Source organism: Mesorhizobium sp. M0106 (genome assembly GCF_040322715.1).
Taxonomy (GTDB): Bacteria; Pseudomonadota; Alphaproteobacteria; order Rhizobiales; family Rhizobiaceae; genus Mesorhizobium.
The window spans coordinates 1-15,084 of record NZ_JAMYUA010000079.1; the positions used below are offsets into that span (position 1 = coordinate 1).

Below are 15,084 nucleotides of genomic sequence, written 5' to 3' on the forward strand. Positions count from 1 at the left end.
TCTGATCAGACCAGATACCGTTCCCAATTCGAAGGCCATCCGTCGAAAGCGCCGGCGTCAACGTGCAGGGAAAATCGCGCTTACGGAACATCTGCGATTGCCTGCAAAGCAGCGATTTGATGCAGCGAAAAAAGGAGCTGCTCAAAAATCGAGTTGAGCTCTCTTTCAGTAATCGACCTGCGTTGTAAATTGCCATAGAATCGTCGGGCGGCTTGGAAATCGAGCTTCAGGCTGTCAACGAGAATCGCCAGCGAGCGAATCCAGTTAATTGTTGAAGGCAGTGCGAAACGCACGTCGGGTACGTCGGTGGCCTTCCCGGCGAGAGTTCCATGCTCTCGCATGCGTGCATACAACGAGTAGTTCTGCACTATCAGCCTCCCCTGGCGCTTCAGCACTCTACAAGAGTCGGATCCACGTCGTGGCAACTACGTTCGCAAACCCGTATTTCTACGGTGCCTAGGGGGACACGAGCCCTTGAATGTCGATGATTGCCCGCAGCTTATTGTAATCAAGGCCATCTGGCGCCGCGTCTAAAAAGCTGCGCATATGCTCGGGACTATTTGCCCTGCCGCTCATCGCAGCATGTTCAATCTCCTTCCGTCGGACGAGAGGACCTATTTTCGCATCCTGTGCCCACTGGGCCTCAATCGCGGCGCCCTCAGCCGACTTCTCCAGGTGATAGGTGTAGGTCAGACCGGGGAACAAGATTTGATCCAGAATGATGACGTTTCCGACCGGATTGAGATCGGGGTCCTCGGTTATGCCAAGTGTCAGATCGGTTTTCTTGCCGCCAAACTCAAGCCATGCGTGCGATATCATGACGTCATCGGACCCATCGTTGATGTAGCCCACAGCTGGAACCGTCTGAACGCCTTTGTCAGCAAGATACAGGTGCAGGAAGAACGTCATCCGATAGCACATGCCGGTCGACTCGGCCGGCTTGATGAATCTATTGAAAAGACGCTCTGCCACATCAGCGATGACGCACTCACTCGCCGTCAATGTTTCGTACCACTGTTTCTTCGCCACAGCTCGCTGTTTTGCCTGCCCCATTGCCTCAAAGAACTCCCCATCCTCTATACCGTCCCTATCCGTCATTTCGCGGACGCCAAGCTCGCTCACCTAACACCGGTAGAGAGCCTTCCATCCCATCAATTTTTGGACTGCTCTCGTTCTGACCCCTAAAGCGAGTCCCACCCAGACCGCCGCTCAGAATATTTCATCTTCGACGATCTGTCCTTTTGGCTCTTCCTCTTCCTCGCCCTCGTCGTGCTCCCCGCTTCCCAACCCGGCCGGAATATCGCCTGCCAGCAGCCTCTCCTTGGAAAGTAGCCCCGCGTCCTCGAGCGCTTCGAAATCCGGCAGGTCGCGCAGCGTGTCGAGCCCGAACTCCAGCAGGAATTCTTTTGTGGTGACGTAGGTGTAGGGCGCGCCGGGCGTCGGGCTACGCGGCCCGGAGGCGATCATGCCGGATCCGCGCAGGTTGCCAATCAGGTCGCGAGAAATCTCTTTCCCAAAAATGCTCGACAGTTCTCCACGCGTGATCGGCTGGAAATAGGCGATGCACATCAGCACCAGCACGTCCGACTGCCTCAAGTCTACGGCACGTCCTTTCCCGCCGACGGCCGTGCCCAATGCACTGCGGATGGCGTCGGCATAGGCCGGCCGCGTCAGATGTTTCCAGCCGCCGGCGACGGCGACCAAGTCGTAGGGCCGGCCGCTCAGCTCCTCACGAATGTCATCGATGAGGAGGTCGATGCTGCAGCTTTTGCCGACGATCCGCGCCAACGTCTCGCGAGTTACGGGTTCGCTGGCGGCAAAAATGGTTGCCTCGACGCGATGCATCCATTCACGCCAGCGCGCTTCCGGCGGCAGGTGATCCAACTCCCGGTCAAAGAGGCGGTCGCCTGATCGTCCGTCATCTGGCCGGCCCCTCCCTCGCCTCGTTGCTTCCATCATGGTCGTCACAGCCCGTAGATACGGAAGGTCGGACGGCCGGACAGTTCACGCACCGCGCCGAGTTCGACCAAACGGTCGAACAGGCGGCGCAGCCCACGGTCGCTCATGCCGGCAATATCTTGCGAGGTAACGATCGCATCGTCGGACAGCAGCTTGTCGACAACAGCGCCCGCTGCCTTGGCCCTGAGTTTCGGGGCGACGGTAAGCAGCCGGTCGGCGCGGCGCTCGAGCTCCGCGGAAAGATCGATGGCGCGCAGCGCAGCGCGCGCCTGCGCGGCAAGCAGACCTTTCGCACGCTCAGGATTTGTCTCAATGCCTGTCGCCGCAGAGCCGGCTGCCGATCGGCGCGGGCGGGCGCTTGCGCCCAAGGTCGCTTCGGCGCCCAGCAGCGGCACCGCGTGTGCCCAACGCAGCCGTTGCGCCAGCAGGGCGTCGGCGAGCCATGCCCCGACGGCGCGCGCAAAGCCGTGGCGTTCGGCGATCGCGATGGCGCCGGTCAGCATTCCGACCAACCCGGCGCTGGCGCTGAGCTGGCGAAGATCGTCCGTCAGGTCGCTCACGCTCGCGTCGTCGCGCGCTAGACCTAGATTATCCAGCATCGCGCCGATGCCAGCCTTGGTCAGCAGTTTTTCCGCAGGCATTCCGGCCAGCCGGCGCCAGGCGAGGAGGAAAAGACCCGCGGGCCCGACATTGTCGCCCGGTCGCGTGAGCAGCACGGCGTCGCGAAGTGCTGCTTCATCCTCGACGCGGCCGGCCTGCTTTGCCGTTGCCGCGGCGGCCGAAAGTGCCAGGCGCTGCCGCCAGGCGCCGGCCCACCGCTCCTGCCGGCGGACCACCGCATCGAGCGCGCCGATGGCGGCGCCGGCGGTGAGCGCGAGGTCCCCGATGTCTTTGCCCGCGAGGCTTTGCACATCGGGAACGGCGCGACGCAGCCAGGCCGGCACCGTTGCCATCGGCAAGGTCGAAGGGGAGCCGGCAAGCGTGGCGTGGTGGCGCGGAGAGGGCTTGGGACGCAGAATCATCGACAGCACGATGAATCATTGCGGCGCTTTTGGCAACCGAAATACGGAACAACCGCCGCGCCTGTCGTACACGGACAACGAACGATAATGTTGCATTATCATTCGTCCTTTACGAGGCTAGGGGTCCATGGTAGAATTGGCCAGAAAGGTAGAATTTTGGAGTCTTTCGTGTCCCTGAACATCAAAAATCCGGCCACCGTTGCTCTCGCCGATGAACTCGCACGCCGCCAGGGTATCAGTAAGACAGCAGCCATTCATCAGGCCCTGAGCGAGCGCTTGCATCGCTTGGGCTTTGGAGAGACCGCTCAGGAGCGTCTGCTGGCAGAATTGCGCGCCATCCGAGAAAGAGTGGCACGATTGCCTGAACTGGATAGTCGCAGCGACGAGGAGATCATCGGGTATGACGAGCATGGAATCCCTAACTGATGGTGATTGATACCTCAGCCGTTGTAGCGATCCTTCGGAGCGAGCCTGAGGCAGCACGGCTGGAACGAGCGCTGGTCTCTGACCCAATCCGTCTGATCCCGGCAACCTGCGTGCTCGAGGCACGCATGGTGCTGGTCAGCAGGCGCGGCGAACACGCATTGGCCGAGATCGATCTTTGGCTGCGCAAAATCGAGGCCGACATCATTCCTGTCGACTCCGAATTGGTTGATCTGGCGACCCAAGGTTGGCTGACCTACGGCAAGGGCCACCACCCGGCGGCGCTGAATTTTGCCGATTGCCTGTCCTATGCTTTGGCAAAGCGTGCGGATGAACCGCTGCTTTTCGTCGGCAAAGACTTCTCCCAAACGGATATCGAAGCGGCATGAGCATGGCTGGCGACGCGCAACGATCATCCGCTGCTTCCGGCGAGGACGACATGCCCGACATCATCGATATCGTCATGCAGATGGGCGATGCCGACCTAGCCTCGTCCCCTCCCCTTCCAGCCATTGCCAATCCCAGCCTGCCTGCGCATCTTGAGGCGCTCGCCGGCCGCGCGCGCGATTATATCGAGGCGGCGAGTTCGGCCAACACGCGCCGCGCCTACGCAGCCGACTGGAAGCATTTTTCGAGCTGGTGCCGGCGCCAAGGCATCGAGATGTTCCCGCCCGATCCTCAGGTCGTCGGGCTCTATATCGCCGCCTGCGCGTCAGGTACGGCCACTGGCGACAAAAAGCCCAACACCGTTTCAACCATCGAGCGCCGGCTTTCGTCGCTCTCCTGGAATTTTGCCCAGCGCGGCCAGCCGCTGGACCGCAAGGATTGGCATATCGCCACGGTGATGGCTGGCGTTCGCAACACCCACGCCTCCCCTCCCCGGCAGAAGGAAGCGATCCTGCCTGAGGATCTGATTGCCATGCTCGAGACGCTCGACCGCGGCACGCTGCGTGGTCTGCGCGACCGCGCCATGCTGCTTTTGGGTTTCGCCGGCGGCCTTCGCCGATCCGAAATCGTCGGCCTCGACATTGGTCGCGACCAGACCGAGGATTCTTCTGGCTGGATTGAGTTTTTTCCTGACAAGGGCGTGCTGGTGACCCTGCGCGGCAAAACCGGTTGGCGCGAGGTCGAGGTTGGCCGCGGCTCCTCCGACGCCACCTGCCCGGTGGTCGCGCTGCAAACCTGGCTGAAGCTGGCGCGGATCGGCCATGGCCCTTTGTTCCGAAGGGTAATAGGGCAAGGCAAAAGAGTCGGCGCCGATCGGCTTAACGACCAGGAAGTTGCGCGGCTGGTCAAGCGCACGGCGCTCGCCGCCGGCGTGCGTGGCGATCTGTCGGAGGGCGAACGCGGTCAAAAGTTTGCTGGCCATTCGCTGCGCGCCGGCCTCGCGTCCTCGGCCGAGGTCGACGAGCGCTATGTGCAAAAGCAGCTCGGTCACGCCTCGGCCGAGATGACGCGAAAGTATCAGCGCCGCAGAGATCGCTTCCGCATCAACCTGACCAAGGCGTCCGGCCTCTGAAAAGCCCCTTCCCCTGCCCCGTTTTGTCCGCTGGGATGAGGCCGTCAGATCTCAGGCGATAACATACCTCATCGAGCACAGCGAGCGCTGTATCCAGACTATCGGCGGCCGACGCTTCGTAGTCAGGCATGATCATCAACTGCGTTATGGCACGGCCCACAAGAGGGCATCGCGATAAAAGTACGTCGCCTGCGAGCCCGCTCCTTTTCGGCTCAGCAGACCGAGGTCGCCATCGGCTGCGCCGTTCTCAACCGCATGACGGCGTGCGCACGCCCGGAGTCCGTTCGCTGCCCGGCAAGGCCGACATAGCAGGCGGCATCAAAGAGCTGATTGTGCCTAATGCCACATTTGTGCACCAACGCCTTGTGGCGCGGGCAGCCACAGGCACAGGCTACGCGGAAAATGAAAAGCGGGGCCAACCCATTCGCTTGCACACAGCCTGCGTTTTGCCAGCTCCTCAACCGCAACGTGCTGTCAATCTTCGTCTTGCCATGTCTTGAACGCCGAACTGTTCACGCCATTGGCGCCGCTTTGTCATCCCGTGCCCCGAAATGAGGCCGTCGTTCGAACGATATGCGCAGTTGCTTCCGCCAGAAACCGGCGAGCCAGATCGGTGTCGCGCTTACCCACGCGTGACACCCAGTCCGAAAACAGGCGAACCGCGCGCCGGTTCATATGCCGCGAAGGACAGACCAGCCAGTATCCCGGAAACTCGATGACCTCGAACTCTATCGAGACCGGAACCAGAGAACCCGACACCAGGTCCTCGAATGCGATGGATGTGCTTTCCAGGACCACACCTGCACCGTCCTTCGCCAGTTGAACCGACATTGACGAACGGTCGAAACGATAGGGATACGTCATGCGGGCGCCCTGGATACCGTTGCACGGCAGCCAATAATCCCACCGGAAATAGGCCTTCACACTGTCGATCAACCGCGCATGGCGAAGCTGCTCGCGCGGATCCGGTGAGATCGCGCGCAGTTCGGCAAGATAGGAAGGCGAGCACATCGGCAGGATCAGATCGTTGACGACGCAATCCGAATAAAGGCCGGCCCAGCCGCCGTCGCCATAACGAAGATCGAGATCGATGACCTCCGTTTCGAAATCCGAGAAATTGGGCGTGGCGTCGACGCGCAAATTCCAGCTCGGATAGCCCTTGCTGAACTCGGCCAACCGCGGCGCCAGCCATTTCTCGCCGAAGGAAGGACTGACGCGCAGGCTAAGCTGGAAGCTTTCGCGCTGCCGCACAATGGCATTACGCACCTCGCGTATGGATTCGAAAGCCTGGGTCGTGGTCTGGAAGAGCCGCTCACCGTCGATCGTGAGCGAGAGATGGCGCTTTTCGCGCTGAAAAAGCCGCACCCCGAGTTGGTGTTCGAGCAGCCGCAGCTGCTGGCTAACCGCCGAAGGTGTCACCTGCAATTCCTGAGCGGCCTTTGCCACGCCGCCGAGCCGCGCGACTGCCTCGAAATGCGTCATCGAATTGAACTTGATGTCTGACCTCGTCCTCGTCGGTTAAGCTCAGCTACACAGAATGTTAAGAAACGAAAATTGAGCCGAATGTCAATCGGTCGCACAGTGGTCCCGGAAGGAGATACAGGATGGAGCCGAGTTCAACCCAAAGCTTGGGTAGCGCCGGCAACGTGCCGGGAGTTGGACAGGTATTGACCAGGAAGCCCCTGATCGAAGCTGCCAATATCGAGAAGAGTTATGACGCAACCCGTGTCCTGCGGGGTGTGAGTTTTCAGGTCCGGGCCGACGAAATCCACGCGCTCCTGGGCGGCAACGGCGCCGGCAAAAGCACTCTCATCCGCATCGTCACAGGGCTGACCTCACGCGAAGCCGGCGAGATTGGCTTCGCCTCGTCGAAGGCCGACCACAACAGCGCGATCATCGCGGTGGTGCATCAGGAGCTGGCGCTGTTGCCCGAGCTGTCCGGTCGCGGAAAACATCGGCATTGTGCATGCGAGGTCGGGCTGGTCGCAGATCAGCCGTCGCCGCACGCGCGAAACTGCGCTCGGAGCGCTCCAGCTGATCGACCCAGCGATCGGCGAAGCGATCATCGATAATGCCGGCCCGCAAATTGTCCCTCCACGAAGGCCAGATCGTCCAGATCGCTCGTGCCCTTTCCACCGGAGCCGAAGTGCTGCTTCTCGATCCCGGCGATCCGGTTGGGGAAACGCGCTGGCTGCAGGAGATCGCCAACAAGCGAGGCTTTCCGCATGGCATCGTCGGCTATGCCGACCTGTCCCAACCCGACGTCGGCGACCTCCTCGACCGCCACATGGAATATCCGAACTTCCGCGGCATGCGGCAGCCGATGAATTATCATCCCGACCCCGCCAAGACCTATCTGGCGCGGCCGGAGGTCAGTCGTACGCCCGAATGGCGGCGCGGCTTCCGGGAGCTGGCGAAGCGCGGGCTGAGCTTCGACCCGCAGCTCTACTATCCGCAGATGAGCGAGTTCCTCGAACTGGCGCGCGACTTTCCCGACGTGCAGATCATTCTCAATCACACCGGCATGCAGGTCGACGGCGCCGAGCATTTTGGCGCCTGGAAAAAAGGCATGCACCAGTTAGCGCAAGCGCCGAACGTCGCCTGGATCTCGGGCCTCGGCATGGGCGACTGGACTTGGACCACGTTCTCGATCCGTCCTTATGTCGAGGAGGCGATCGCAGCCTTCGGCGTCGGCCGCTCGATGTTCGCGACGAACTTCCCCGTCGACAAGCTGTTCTCGAGCTTCGACGCCATTTTGAACGCCTTCAAGGAAATTACGATCGCCCACCCGCACGAGGAGCGGCTCGCGCTGTTCCATGACAACGCCGCCCGGTTCTACCGACTTTAGATCGCCGGCAAACAGAAATAGCAGGAGAGTTCGACTTGTTGCTGAAGGGCAAGGCCGTGGTGATTTCGGGGGCCGCGGGCCCCCGGGGAATTGGCCGCTCCACGGCAGCGCTGATGGTACAGCACGGGGCTCGCGTTGCAATACTCGACCTCGATGACGGGCAAGCGCGTGACGCCGCTGCGTCGCTTGGACCCGACCATATCGGCCTTGCGTGCAACGTCGCGGACCTCGACGCCTGCAAGAGGGCGGCGGCGCAAGTGACAGAAACCTTGGGCAGGATCGATGTGCTCTGCAACAATGCGGGCGTCACGCAGCCGGTCAAGACGCTGGAGATCAGCGCGGCTGACTGGGACCGCATCCTCGATGTCAACCTACGCGGCGTGCTCCATCTCAGCCAGGCATTCATCCCGAACATGCGCGAAAATGGCGGCGGCTCGATCATCTGCATGTCGTCAGTTTCGGCCCAGCGCGGCGGCGGCATCTTCGGTGGCCCGCACTATTCGGCTGCCAAGGCGGGTGTTCTGGGGCTTGCCAAGGCCATGGCGCGCGAATTCGGTCCCGAAGGCATCCGCGTCAACTGCATCACACCGGGCCTGATCCAGACCGACATCACCGGCGGCAAACTGACCAACGCCATGCGCGCCGACATCATCAAGGGAATCCCGCTCAGCCGGCTGGGCGAGGCGCGCGACGTAGCCGGCGCCTATCTCTTCCTGGCTTCCGATCTGGCCAGCTACATCACCGGCGCCGTGATCGATGTCAACGGTGGGATGCTAATCCATGGCTGAGTGGACAACGGAGCTTGAGATGCCTCGCGCTGGCAGCAATGTCAGCCTGGCCGAACGAGCCTATCGTATCCGCCGACACGCCGTGCGGATGGGTCAAGTCCAGGGCCAAGGTTATGTTGGACAGGCGCTGGGTGTCGCCGACGTGCTTGCCGTCGCCTATTTCCATGCGCTTCGTTACCGGCCGGAGGACACGTTGTGGGAGGGACGCGACCGCTTCCTGCTGTCGATCGGACACTATGCGATCGCGCTCTACGCGGCTCTGATCGAAGCGGGCGTGCTGCCGGAGGAAGAGCTCGAAACCTATGGCAGCGATGAAAGCCGTATGCCGATGTCCGGCATGGCGCCATACACGCCCGGCATGGAGATCACCGGCGGCTCGCTCGGTCACGGCCTTGGCATTGCCGTTGGCATGTGCATGGGGCTGACGCGCAAGCGAAGCGACAGTTTCGTCTACAATCTTTTGTCCGACGGCGAGCTCGGTGAGGGCTCGACCTGGGAAGCCGCGATGTCGGCCGCCCACCACAAGCTCGACAATCTCATTGCCATTGTCGACTTCAACAATCAGCAGGCCGATGGTCCGTCGACGGCCATGCTCTCCTCCGAACCGGTGACCGACAAGTTCGAGGCGTTCGGCTGGCATGCGCAGCGCGTCGACGGCAACGACATCGAGGCGGTCCGCAAGGCCTTCGACATGGCGCGCGGCCTGAAGGAACCTCGTCCGCGTGTGATCGTTTGCGATACGCGCATGGCCAAGGGTGTGCCATTCCTGGAAACCCGCGACATCACGCATTTCATCCGCGTCGAACCGCACGAATGGACGTTAGCGCTCGAAGCTTTGGAAAAGGGACGTCCGCGTTGAGGTTGTCAAAGTTCGCGCCGCGCCACGCCGCCAATGCCGGTGAGCGCAAGACCACATCGGCGATGATCGCGTCGATCGCGCCCGATGGCGTACCGACACGCAATGCGCCGTTCGGGCACACACTGGCCAGACTGGCGCACCAGCGGCCCGGGATAGTTGGCCTGACGGCGGACCTCGCGAAATACACCGATCTCCATGTCTTCGCACAGGAGCATCCGGACCGCTTCTATCAGATGGGCATGGCGGAGCAGGTGCTGATGAGCGCCGCCGCCGGCTTGGCGCGGGAGGGTTTTACGCCCTTCGCCACCACCTACGCCGTCTTCGCATCGCGACGTGCCTACGATTTCATCTGCATGGCGATCGCCGAGGAGAAACTCAATGTGAAGATCGTCTGCGCCTTACCGGGGCTGACGACCGGCTACGGCCCCAGCCACCAGGCGACGGAGGACATCGCGATTTTCCGCGGGATGCCGAACCTGACGATCATCGACCCTTGCGACGCGCTCGACATCGAACAGGCCACGGAGGCGATCGCGGACTACAACGGGCCGGTCTACATGCGGCTTTCGCGCGGTAAGGTTCCTGTCGTGCTCGACGAAGACGACTATACATTTGAAATCGGCAAGGCGCGAATGCTGCGCGAGGGCGCGGACGTATTGTTCATTTCCAGCGGCCTGATGACCATGCGCGCGCTGGAGGCCGCGAAGGCGCTTGAAGCCGACAGGATCGGCTGCGCCGTTCTGCACGTTCCCACGATCAAACCTCTGGATACGGAGGCGATACTCGCTGCCGCGCGCCGTTCGGGACGGCTGGTGGTGGCGGCGGAGAACCACACCATCATTGGTGGCCTTGGCGAAGGCGTTGCCGCGCTGCTGATGCGCGAGAGAGTGACCCCAGTCTTTCGCCAGATCGCCCTGCCCGACGAGTTCCTCGACGCTGGCGCGCTGCCGACGCTTCACGATCGCTACGGGATCTCAACTTCCGAGCTCGTGCGCCGCGTCCGCATTTGGAGCGAATGAGAAGTAAGAGCTCTCCCCACACAACAGTTGAGTCATCGACCTTGACCTTGCCCCTCTTATCTAATCCGGTTTGAAGTTCGTTCTGGCCCATCGAGAGGACCAGGACATGAAACGTAGCCGCTTCTCTGAAGAGCAGATCATCGGAATTTTGAAGGAATGAGGCCGGGGTATCGGTTGCCGATCTGTGCCGCAAGCACGGGGTCAGCGACGCCTCGATTTACAACTGGAAGGCCCGCTTCGGCGGGATGGATGTCTGCGAGGCTCGGCGACTGAAGGCTCTGGAGGACGAGAACACGCGGCTGAAGCGGCTTCTGGCCGACGCCATGCTCGACAATGCCGCGTTGAAGGATCTTGTGGCAAAGAAATGGTGACGCCCGCGGCCAAGCGGAAACCTTTCCAGCGACCAGATCGATCAACTTCAACGCCGACTGCAACGGACCAGGCGATCAAGGAAAGGTGCATCATGAAGCATTCGCGGAGCCGACAATAGCCGACGCCATTCTCGACCGGATCATCCACAACGCCCATCGCATCACCCTCGAAGGCGACAGCATGAGAAAGCAAAAAACACCGCCGCCCTTGACCGGCGCCGAAAACGGCGAAATCAATCGCAAATGACTTCAACCAGGCAACCGAGCGCCGACCCCATCCTGCTGTCCGCGAATTAGTGAAACTGCTGTCCGCGATTTAGCGGAACGACTGTCCCGTTTTTGCGAAATACGCACGTCCGACGCAGCTTGCGTTGACAGAGGCGGTTTTACGCGCAGTTGCAATAGCACTTCCGCCGGCCTATTTTTGTGGAGTTCAATTGTGGTTCGGCCAAGGGCGCTTTGGGCGCCGGACCGGCCCCGTGTAAACCTCATTAAAGAGAGACGAACCCTGCCATGGAAGAATTCTTATCGCGCATCGCCACTGGTGCCGGCATCGGCCCGGCTCTCGCAGAGAAGGCCGTTGGGTTAATGCTGGGTTTCCTGCAACGCCACGCGGCCGACGGTCCCGTTGCGCGCATGATCGCGGCCATTCCCGGAGCTTCGGAATTAGTGGCGAAGTATCATGGCAACGACCCAGAGGGCGGAGGCGGCCTCATGGGGCTCGGCCAGCAATTGATGAGTGAGGGTCTCAGCATTCTAAAGATCGCCGCCATCGCCAACGAGACGATCGCCTTCGCCAAGGAACATGCCGGCGACGAACTCGTGGACGAGGTCCTCAATTCCGTTCCTGGCCTTCCCCAGTTCGTCTGATCAGCGGCAGCCGGGGGCGCATGACCTCGTGCGCCCGTGCCGGCCCGTCTGCGCAGGTAGGCATTCTCCGCCGAGCGCTCCGTACCGATCTCGCCAGACCACCAACCGCCGGGCACGCGAAGCGAGCGTTGGAGTACTTCATTCGTCTGTCCCAAAATCGACCGCAGGCGAACCGATGTGTATAACTTCCGGCGGTAAGGGTTTATCGTGAACGCTTTCGATGAAGCCCGCGAGATAAGCAAACGTATTGTATTTCTCAAGAACCAACCGCTTCGCCTCTTGTATTGCGCCGCGACGCTCCTTCCAGAGGTCCGAGTCGATGATTTCTTGAATTTTTTGGATTACGTTCTTGTCCTCTGGGTCAATCAGAACCATTGAGTCGGAAGGGAAGAACCTCGTGATTGCCGGGCTGCCGTAATAGATCGGCATTGTTTCAGCAACGAAGCAGTCCATAAGCTTCTCTGTAAAATAGTAATCAGCACGAGTATTCTCGAAAGCTATACTGTAACGGTACGGTGCGAGTGCGTCCCATTTATCTCCAATCAGCCGAAAACCTCGGCCGAACAGGTCAAAATCGAGCTCCTCTCTCAGCCGTTCCAGAAACGCCAGCCGATATCGATGCCCTTTAAGCAGGGCGATGTTACTGGTAATCCATGAGAGCCGAAGCGGCTTGTCCACGACTTCGCTGACCAGAAGTTGGTCATATGTCTTTGTTACAGACCAAGACCGAGTGATAGGTGGAGACAAAACGAATCGGCGCTCTGCATTCTGCCGAGCAGCCAGCTCTGCGTCAGACGTCAGGACGATGGTATTTTTCCCTTGCCCTTCATGAAATGCGCGATGAGCTTTCGTCGGCGGTTCGCCGATTGCAAAAATTGTCCTGTTTGGACTCGCCTCGATATCAACAGGGAGCCCAAAAATAGAAGCAGAGTTAAAGACAATATGCCAATCGGGCGCGAAGGATGTCCTGCGTACAAAAGCGACATTGTTCCAGATTCCACTGCCCTTTGGAGTGAGATGGTGGATTGCATCATCCAAAACGCCCCAAGAATCCAGACATGTAGCAACAATGGGCGCCGGACGTTCCGTCAACAATTTGGTCGACAAAGCAGTTCCACCCCATTCACTTCCGTTGGACCGGGAGCAACTCGTGCATCGGGCGCAAGACCTCTCTGCGCCTGAAATAGCTCGCGATCCTGATCGGTATCAAACACACGATTCTGTGCGACTTCGCGATTCTGTGCGACTTCGCGCCATTCGACAACTCATCTCTAAGACCGCGGGAATCCCTTCACTCGTGAAGGTACTCAATCGCCATTTCGGATTGCGGTAAGATTGGGCAGCATAAACCTTCCGGGACCCGCTGTCGAGGCAATTGTCGCTTTGCACCTAACCAGGTTCTTCCTCACTTTGTGTGGTGATCAGGCCGGTTGAGTGGCAGCATGCGTGCCCTCCAAAATATGGAAGTTGACTACATTCTTATTATTTATACGACCAGTTTAGAGGCGGCTCGCCTCTCACAGGCGACGTTTGCAGCGGCGACGGCAGATCGAGATATTGGCGGGTTGATGCCGGGGCTTTGTCCGAAATCTGTGGTCCGATTTCGGACGAAGTGACGGTCAAGATGTCCGAAATATGCTACGAATTTCGGACAAGCTTCACACACAAAGCGCCGCGGCTTTGCCCGACATCATCGATATCGTCATGCAGATGGGCGATGCCGACCTAGCCTCGTCCCCTCCCCTTCCAGCCATTGCCAATCCCAGCCTGCCTGCGCAGCTTGAGGCGCTCGCCGGCCGCGCGCGCGATTATATCGAGGCGGCGAGTTCGGCCAACACGCGCCGCGCCTACGCAGCCGACTGGAAGCATTTTTCGAGCTGGTGCCGGCGCCAAGGCATCGAGATGTTCCCGCCCGATCCTGAGGTCGTCGGGCTCTATATCGCCGCCTGCGCGTCAGGTACGGCCACTGGCGACAAAAAGCCCAACACCGTTTCAACCATCGAGCGCCGGCTTTCGTCGCTCTCCTGGAATTTTGCCCAGCGCGGCCAGCCGCTGGACCGCAAGGACCGGCATATCGCCACCGTGATGGCTGGCGTTCGCCACACCCACGCCTCCCCTCCCCGGCAGAAGGAAGCGATCCTGCCCGAGGATCTGATCGCCATGCTCGAGACCCTCGACCGCGGCACGCTGCGTGGTCTGCGCGACCGCGCCATGCTGCTTTTGGGTTTCGCCGGCGGCCTTCGCCGATCCGAAATCGTCGGCCTCGACGTCGGCAGGGATCAGACCGAGGACGGGCGCGGCTGGGTCGAGATTTTTGCCGATAAGGGTCTGCTTGTCACATTGCGCGGCAAAACCGGCTGGCGCGAGGTCGAAATCGGCCGCGGCTCCTCCGACGCCACCTGCCCTGTGGTCGCTCTGCAGACCTGGCTAAGACTGGCGCGCATTGCGCACGGACCGCTGTTTCGGCGCGTTGCTGGTCAAGGCAGAGCCGTCGGTGTCGATCGCTTGAACGACCAGGAGGTCGCACGCCTGGTCAAGCGCACGGCGCTCGCCGCCGGCGTGCGCGGCGATCTGTCGGAGGGCGAACGGGCCAAGAAATTCGCCGGCCACTCACTGCGCGCCGGCCTCGCCTCGTCGGCCGAGGTCGACGAACGTTATGTGCAAAAACAGCTCGGCCATGCCTCCGCGGAGATGACGCGAAATTATCAGCGCCGGCGCGATCGTTTCCGCGTAAATCTCACCAAGGCGTCCGGGCTCTGATGCCCCCGTTTTGTCCGCTGGGATGAGGCGGTCAGATCTCAGGCGATAACAATTACCTCATCGAGCACAGCGAGCGCTGTGTCCAGACTATCGGCGGCCGACGCTTCGTAGTCAGGCATGATCATCAACTGCGTTATGGCACGGCCCACAAATTCCGGGTTTAGCTTTTCCAACCGATCCTTGGTCCGGGAGACCTGTTCCGGGAATGCGCGCAGATTGAAGCGAACAAATGACGAGGTCTCTTATCCCCGACACGAATAGCTCGCGGTCTCATCGGGATTTCCCTTACCGCCATAGGCAGCTTGAGTGGGATAAGCGCAGATCGGCTGGTGCTTGCCGGGGAATGCCTTGCTGCCAGCCGCGAGAGAATCCGGAGCCTTGTCTTGGTTTATCCAGCCCTCGATGGCGGCCAAAGGATCAAAGTCGTCGAAGGCTTGGCCATCGCCGCAGTGGGTCATCCCCGGGATTATGAACATGCGCACGAAACGGCGAGCCGCTTCCAAATCGCCGCCGCTTGTGACCTCGACGACTTGCTTGTACCAGCGCACCAGATCGTTGGCTGAGAAGACCGGATCGGAAAGTCCCTGAAACAAGAGCAGCTTTCCACCGTGGGCAGCGAAGCTGGCGAGATACGTGCCGGTCGCAT

Annotated in this window: 17 protein-coding genes and 3 pseudogenes; 13 read left to right on the top strand and 7 right to left on the bottom strand. The window is 60.7% G+C overall.

The window, feature by feature from the left end; all coding sequences use genetic code 11:
* Positions 1–80: 80 nt before the first annotated feature.
* From NKJ55_RS34100 to NKJ55_RS34115, 4 genes are all read right to left on the bottom strand, one after another.
* Complete coding sequence (locus NKJ55_RS34100) at positions 81–368, bottom strand: hypothetical protein (protein ID WP_352453720.1); 288 nt, start codon at positions 366–368, stop codon at positions 81–83.
* Positions 369–456: 88 nt separating this feature from the next.
* Positions 457–1,098 (bottom strand): hypothetical protein, encoded by a 642-nt coding sequence (locus NKJ55_RS34105; protein WP_352453721.1) that lies wholly within the window; start codon positions 1,096–1,098, stop codon positions 457–459.
* 111 nt (positions 1,099–1,209) lie between these two features.
* The gene (scpB, locus tag NKJ55_RS34110) at positions 1,210–1,959 is read right to left on the bottom strand and encodes an SMC-Scp complex subunit ScpB (protein ID WP_352453722.1); all 750 of its coding nucleotides are present in this window, start codon (positions 1,957–1,959) and stop codon (positions 1,210–1,212) included.
* A gap of 5 nt (positions 1,960–1,964) precedes the next feature.
* Positions 1,965–2,981 carry a DUF1403 family protein gene (locus tag NKJ55_RS34115; protein WP_352453723.1) on the bottom strand — a complete coding sequence of 339 codons (1,017 nt, stop codon included), beginning with the start codon at positions 2,979–2,981 and terminating at the stop codon, positions 1,965–1,967.
* Between the two features lie 168 nt (positions 2,982–3,149).
* Between NKJ55_RS34115 and NKJ55_RS34120 the strand changes: the two genes are divergently transcribed.
* The 4 genes and pseudogenes from NKJ55_RS34120 to NKJ55_RS34135 all read left to right on the top strand — a co-directional run.
* Positions 3,150–3,407 (top strand): type II toxin-antitoxin system VapB family antitoxin, encoded by a 258-nt coding sequence (locus tag NKJ55_RS34120; RefSeq protein ID WP_031195575.1) that lies wholly within the window; start codon positions 3,150–3,152, stop codon positions 3,405–3,407.
* The gene (locus NKJ55_RS34125; RefSeq protein WP_352453724.1) at positions 3,407–3,793 is read left to right on the top strand and encodes a type II toxin-antitoxin system VapC family toxin; all 387 of its coding nucleotides are present in this window, start codon (positions 3,407–3,409) and stop codon (positions 3,791–3,793) included. Before NKJ55_RS34120 ends, NKJ55_RS34125 begins: the two co-directional genes overlap by 1 nt.
* A complete protein-coding gene (locus NKJ55_RS34130) occupies positions 3,790–4,923 on the top strand; it encodes a site-specific integrase (protein WP_352453725.1) in 1,134 nt (377 codons plus the stop codon). Before NKJ55_RS34125 ends, NKJ55_RS34130 begins: the two co-directional genes overlap by 4 nt.
* Before the next feature lie 183 nt (positions 4,924–5,106).
* Positions 5,107–5,232: pseudogene (locus tag NKJ55_RS34135) on the top strand (IS5/IS1182 family transposase); the annotation flags it as partial.
* Positions 5,233–5,457: 225 nt separating this feature from the next.
* Here the strand turns inward: NKJ55_RS34135 and NKJ55_RS34140 are convergent.
* Positions 5,458–6,405, bottom strand: a complete 948-nt coding sequence (locus NKJ55_RS34140; protein ID WP_352453726.1) for a LysR substrate-binding domain-containing protein — start codon at positions 6,403–6,405, stop codon at positions 5,458–5,460.
* Between the two features lie 146 nt (positions 6,406–6,551).
* Here NKJ55_RS34140 and NKJ55_RS34145 point away from each other — a divergent pair, with 146 nt between their 5' ends.
* From NKJ55_RS34145 to NKJ55_RS34180, 8 genes and pseudogenes are all read left to right on the top strand, one after another.
* A complete protein-coding gene (locus NKJ55_RS34145) occupies positions 6,552–6,995 on the top strand; it encodes an ATP-binding cassette domain-containing protein (protein WP_352453727.1) in 444 nt (147 codons plus the stop codon).
* On the top strand, positions 6,995–7,771 hold the full coding sequence (locus tag NKJ55_RS34150; RefSeq protein ID WP_352453728.1) for an amidohydrolase family protein: 777 nt from the start codon (positions 6,995–6,997) through the stop codon (positions 7,769–7,771). Before NKJ55_RS34145 ends, NKJ55_RS34150 begins: the two co-directional genes overlap by 1 nt.
* A gap of 35 nt (positions 7,772–7,806) precedes the next feature.
* Positions 7,807–8,559, top strand: a complete 753-nt coding sequence (locus NKJ55_RS34155) for an SDR family NAD(P)-dependent oxidoreductase (protein WP_352453729.1) — start codon at positions 7,807–7,809, stop codon at positions 8,557–8,559.
* A gap of 19 nt (positions 8,560–8,578) precedes the next feature.
* Positions 8,579–9,418, top strand: a complete 840-nt coding sequence (locus NKJ55_RS34160) for a transketolase (RefSeq protein ID WP_352453734.1) — start codon at positions 8,579–8,581, stop codon at positions 9,416–9,418.
* On the top strand, positions 9,415–10,437 hold the full coding sequence (locus NKJ55_RS34165) for a transketolase family protein (protein ID WP_502895560.1): 1,023 nt from the start codon (positions 9,415–9,417) through the stop codon (positions 10,435–10,437). The genes NKJ55_RS34160 and NKJ55_RS34165 overlap by 4 nt, the downstream gene beginning before the upstream one ends.
* Before the next feature lie 106 nt (positions 10,438–10,543).
* Positions 10,544–10,828 (top strand): annotated as a pseudogene (locus tag NKJ55_RS34170) (transposase); the annotation flags it as partial.
* A 71-nt stretch (positions 10,829–10,899) separates the two neighbouring features.
* A pseudogene (locus tag NKJ55_RS34175) lies at positions 10,900–11,055 on the top strand (ATP-binding protein); the annotation flags it as partial.
* A 266-nt stretch (positions 11,056–11,321) separates the two neighbouring features.
* Positions 11,322–11,678 (top strand): hypothetical protein, encoded by a 357-nt coding sequence (locus NKJ55_RS34180; protein ID WP_352453730.1) that lies wholly within the window; start codon positions 11,322–11,324, stop codon positions 11,676–11,678.
* Positions 11,679–11,816: 138 nt separating this feature from the next.
* On the opposite strand, the gene NKJ55_RS34185 is transcribed toward NKJ55_RS34180, so the two are convergent.
* Positions 11,817–12,785 carry a glycosyltransferase family 10 domain-containing protein gene (locus NKJ55_RS34185; RefSeq protein ID WP_352453731.1) on the bottom strand — a complete coding sequence of 323 codons (969 nt, stop codon included), beginning with the start codon at positions 12,783–12,785 and terminating at the stop codon, positions 11,817–11,819.
* A 528-nt stretch (positions 12,786–13,313) separates the two neighbouring features.
* Here NKJ55_RS34185 and NKJ55_RS34190 point away from each other — a divergent pair.
* Positions 13,314–14,438 (top strand): site-specific integrase, encoded by a 1,125-nt coding sequence (locus NKJ55_RS34190; protein WP_352453732.1) that lies wholly within the window; start codon positions 13,314–13,316, stop codon positions 14,436–14,438.
* Between the two features lie 242 nt (positions 14,439–14,680).
* On the opposite strand, the gene NKJ55_RS34195 is transcribed toward NKJ55_RS34190, so the two are convergent.
* Positions 14,681–15,084, bottom strand: a 404-nt coding sequence (locus NKJ55_RS34195) for a tannase/feruloyl esterase family alpha/beta hydrolase (RefSeq protein WP_352453733.1), incomplete at its 5' end; no start/stop codon positions are given.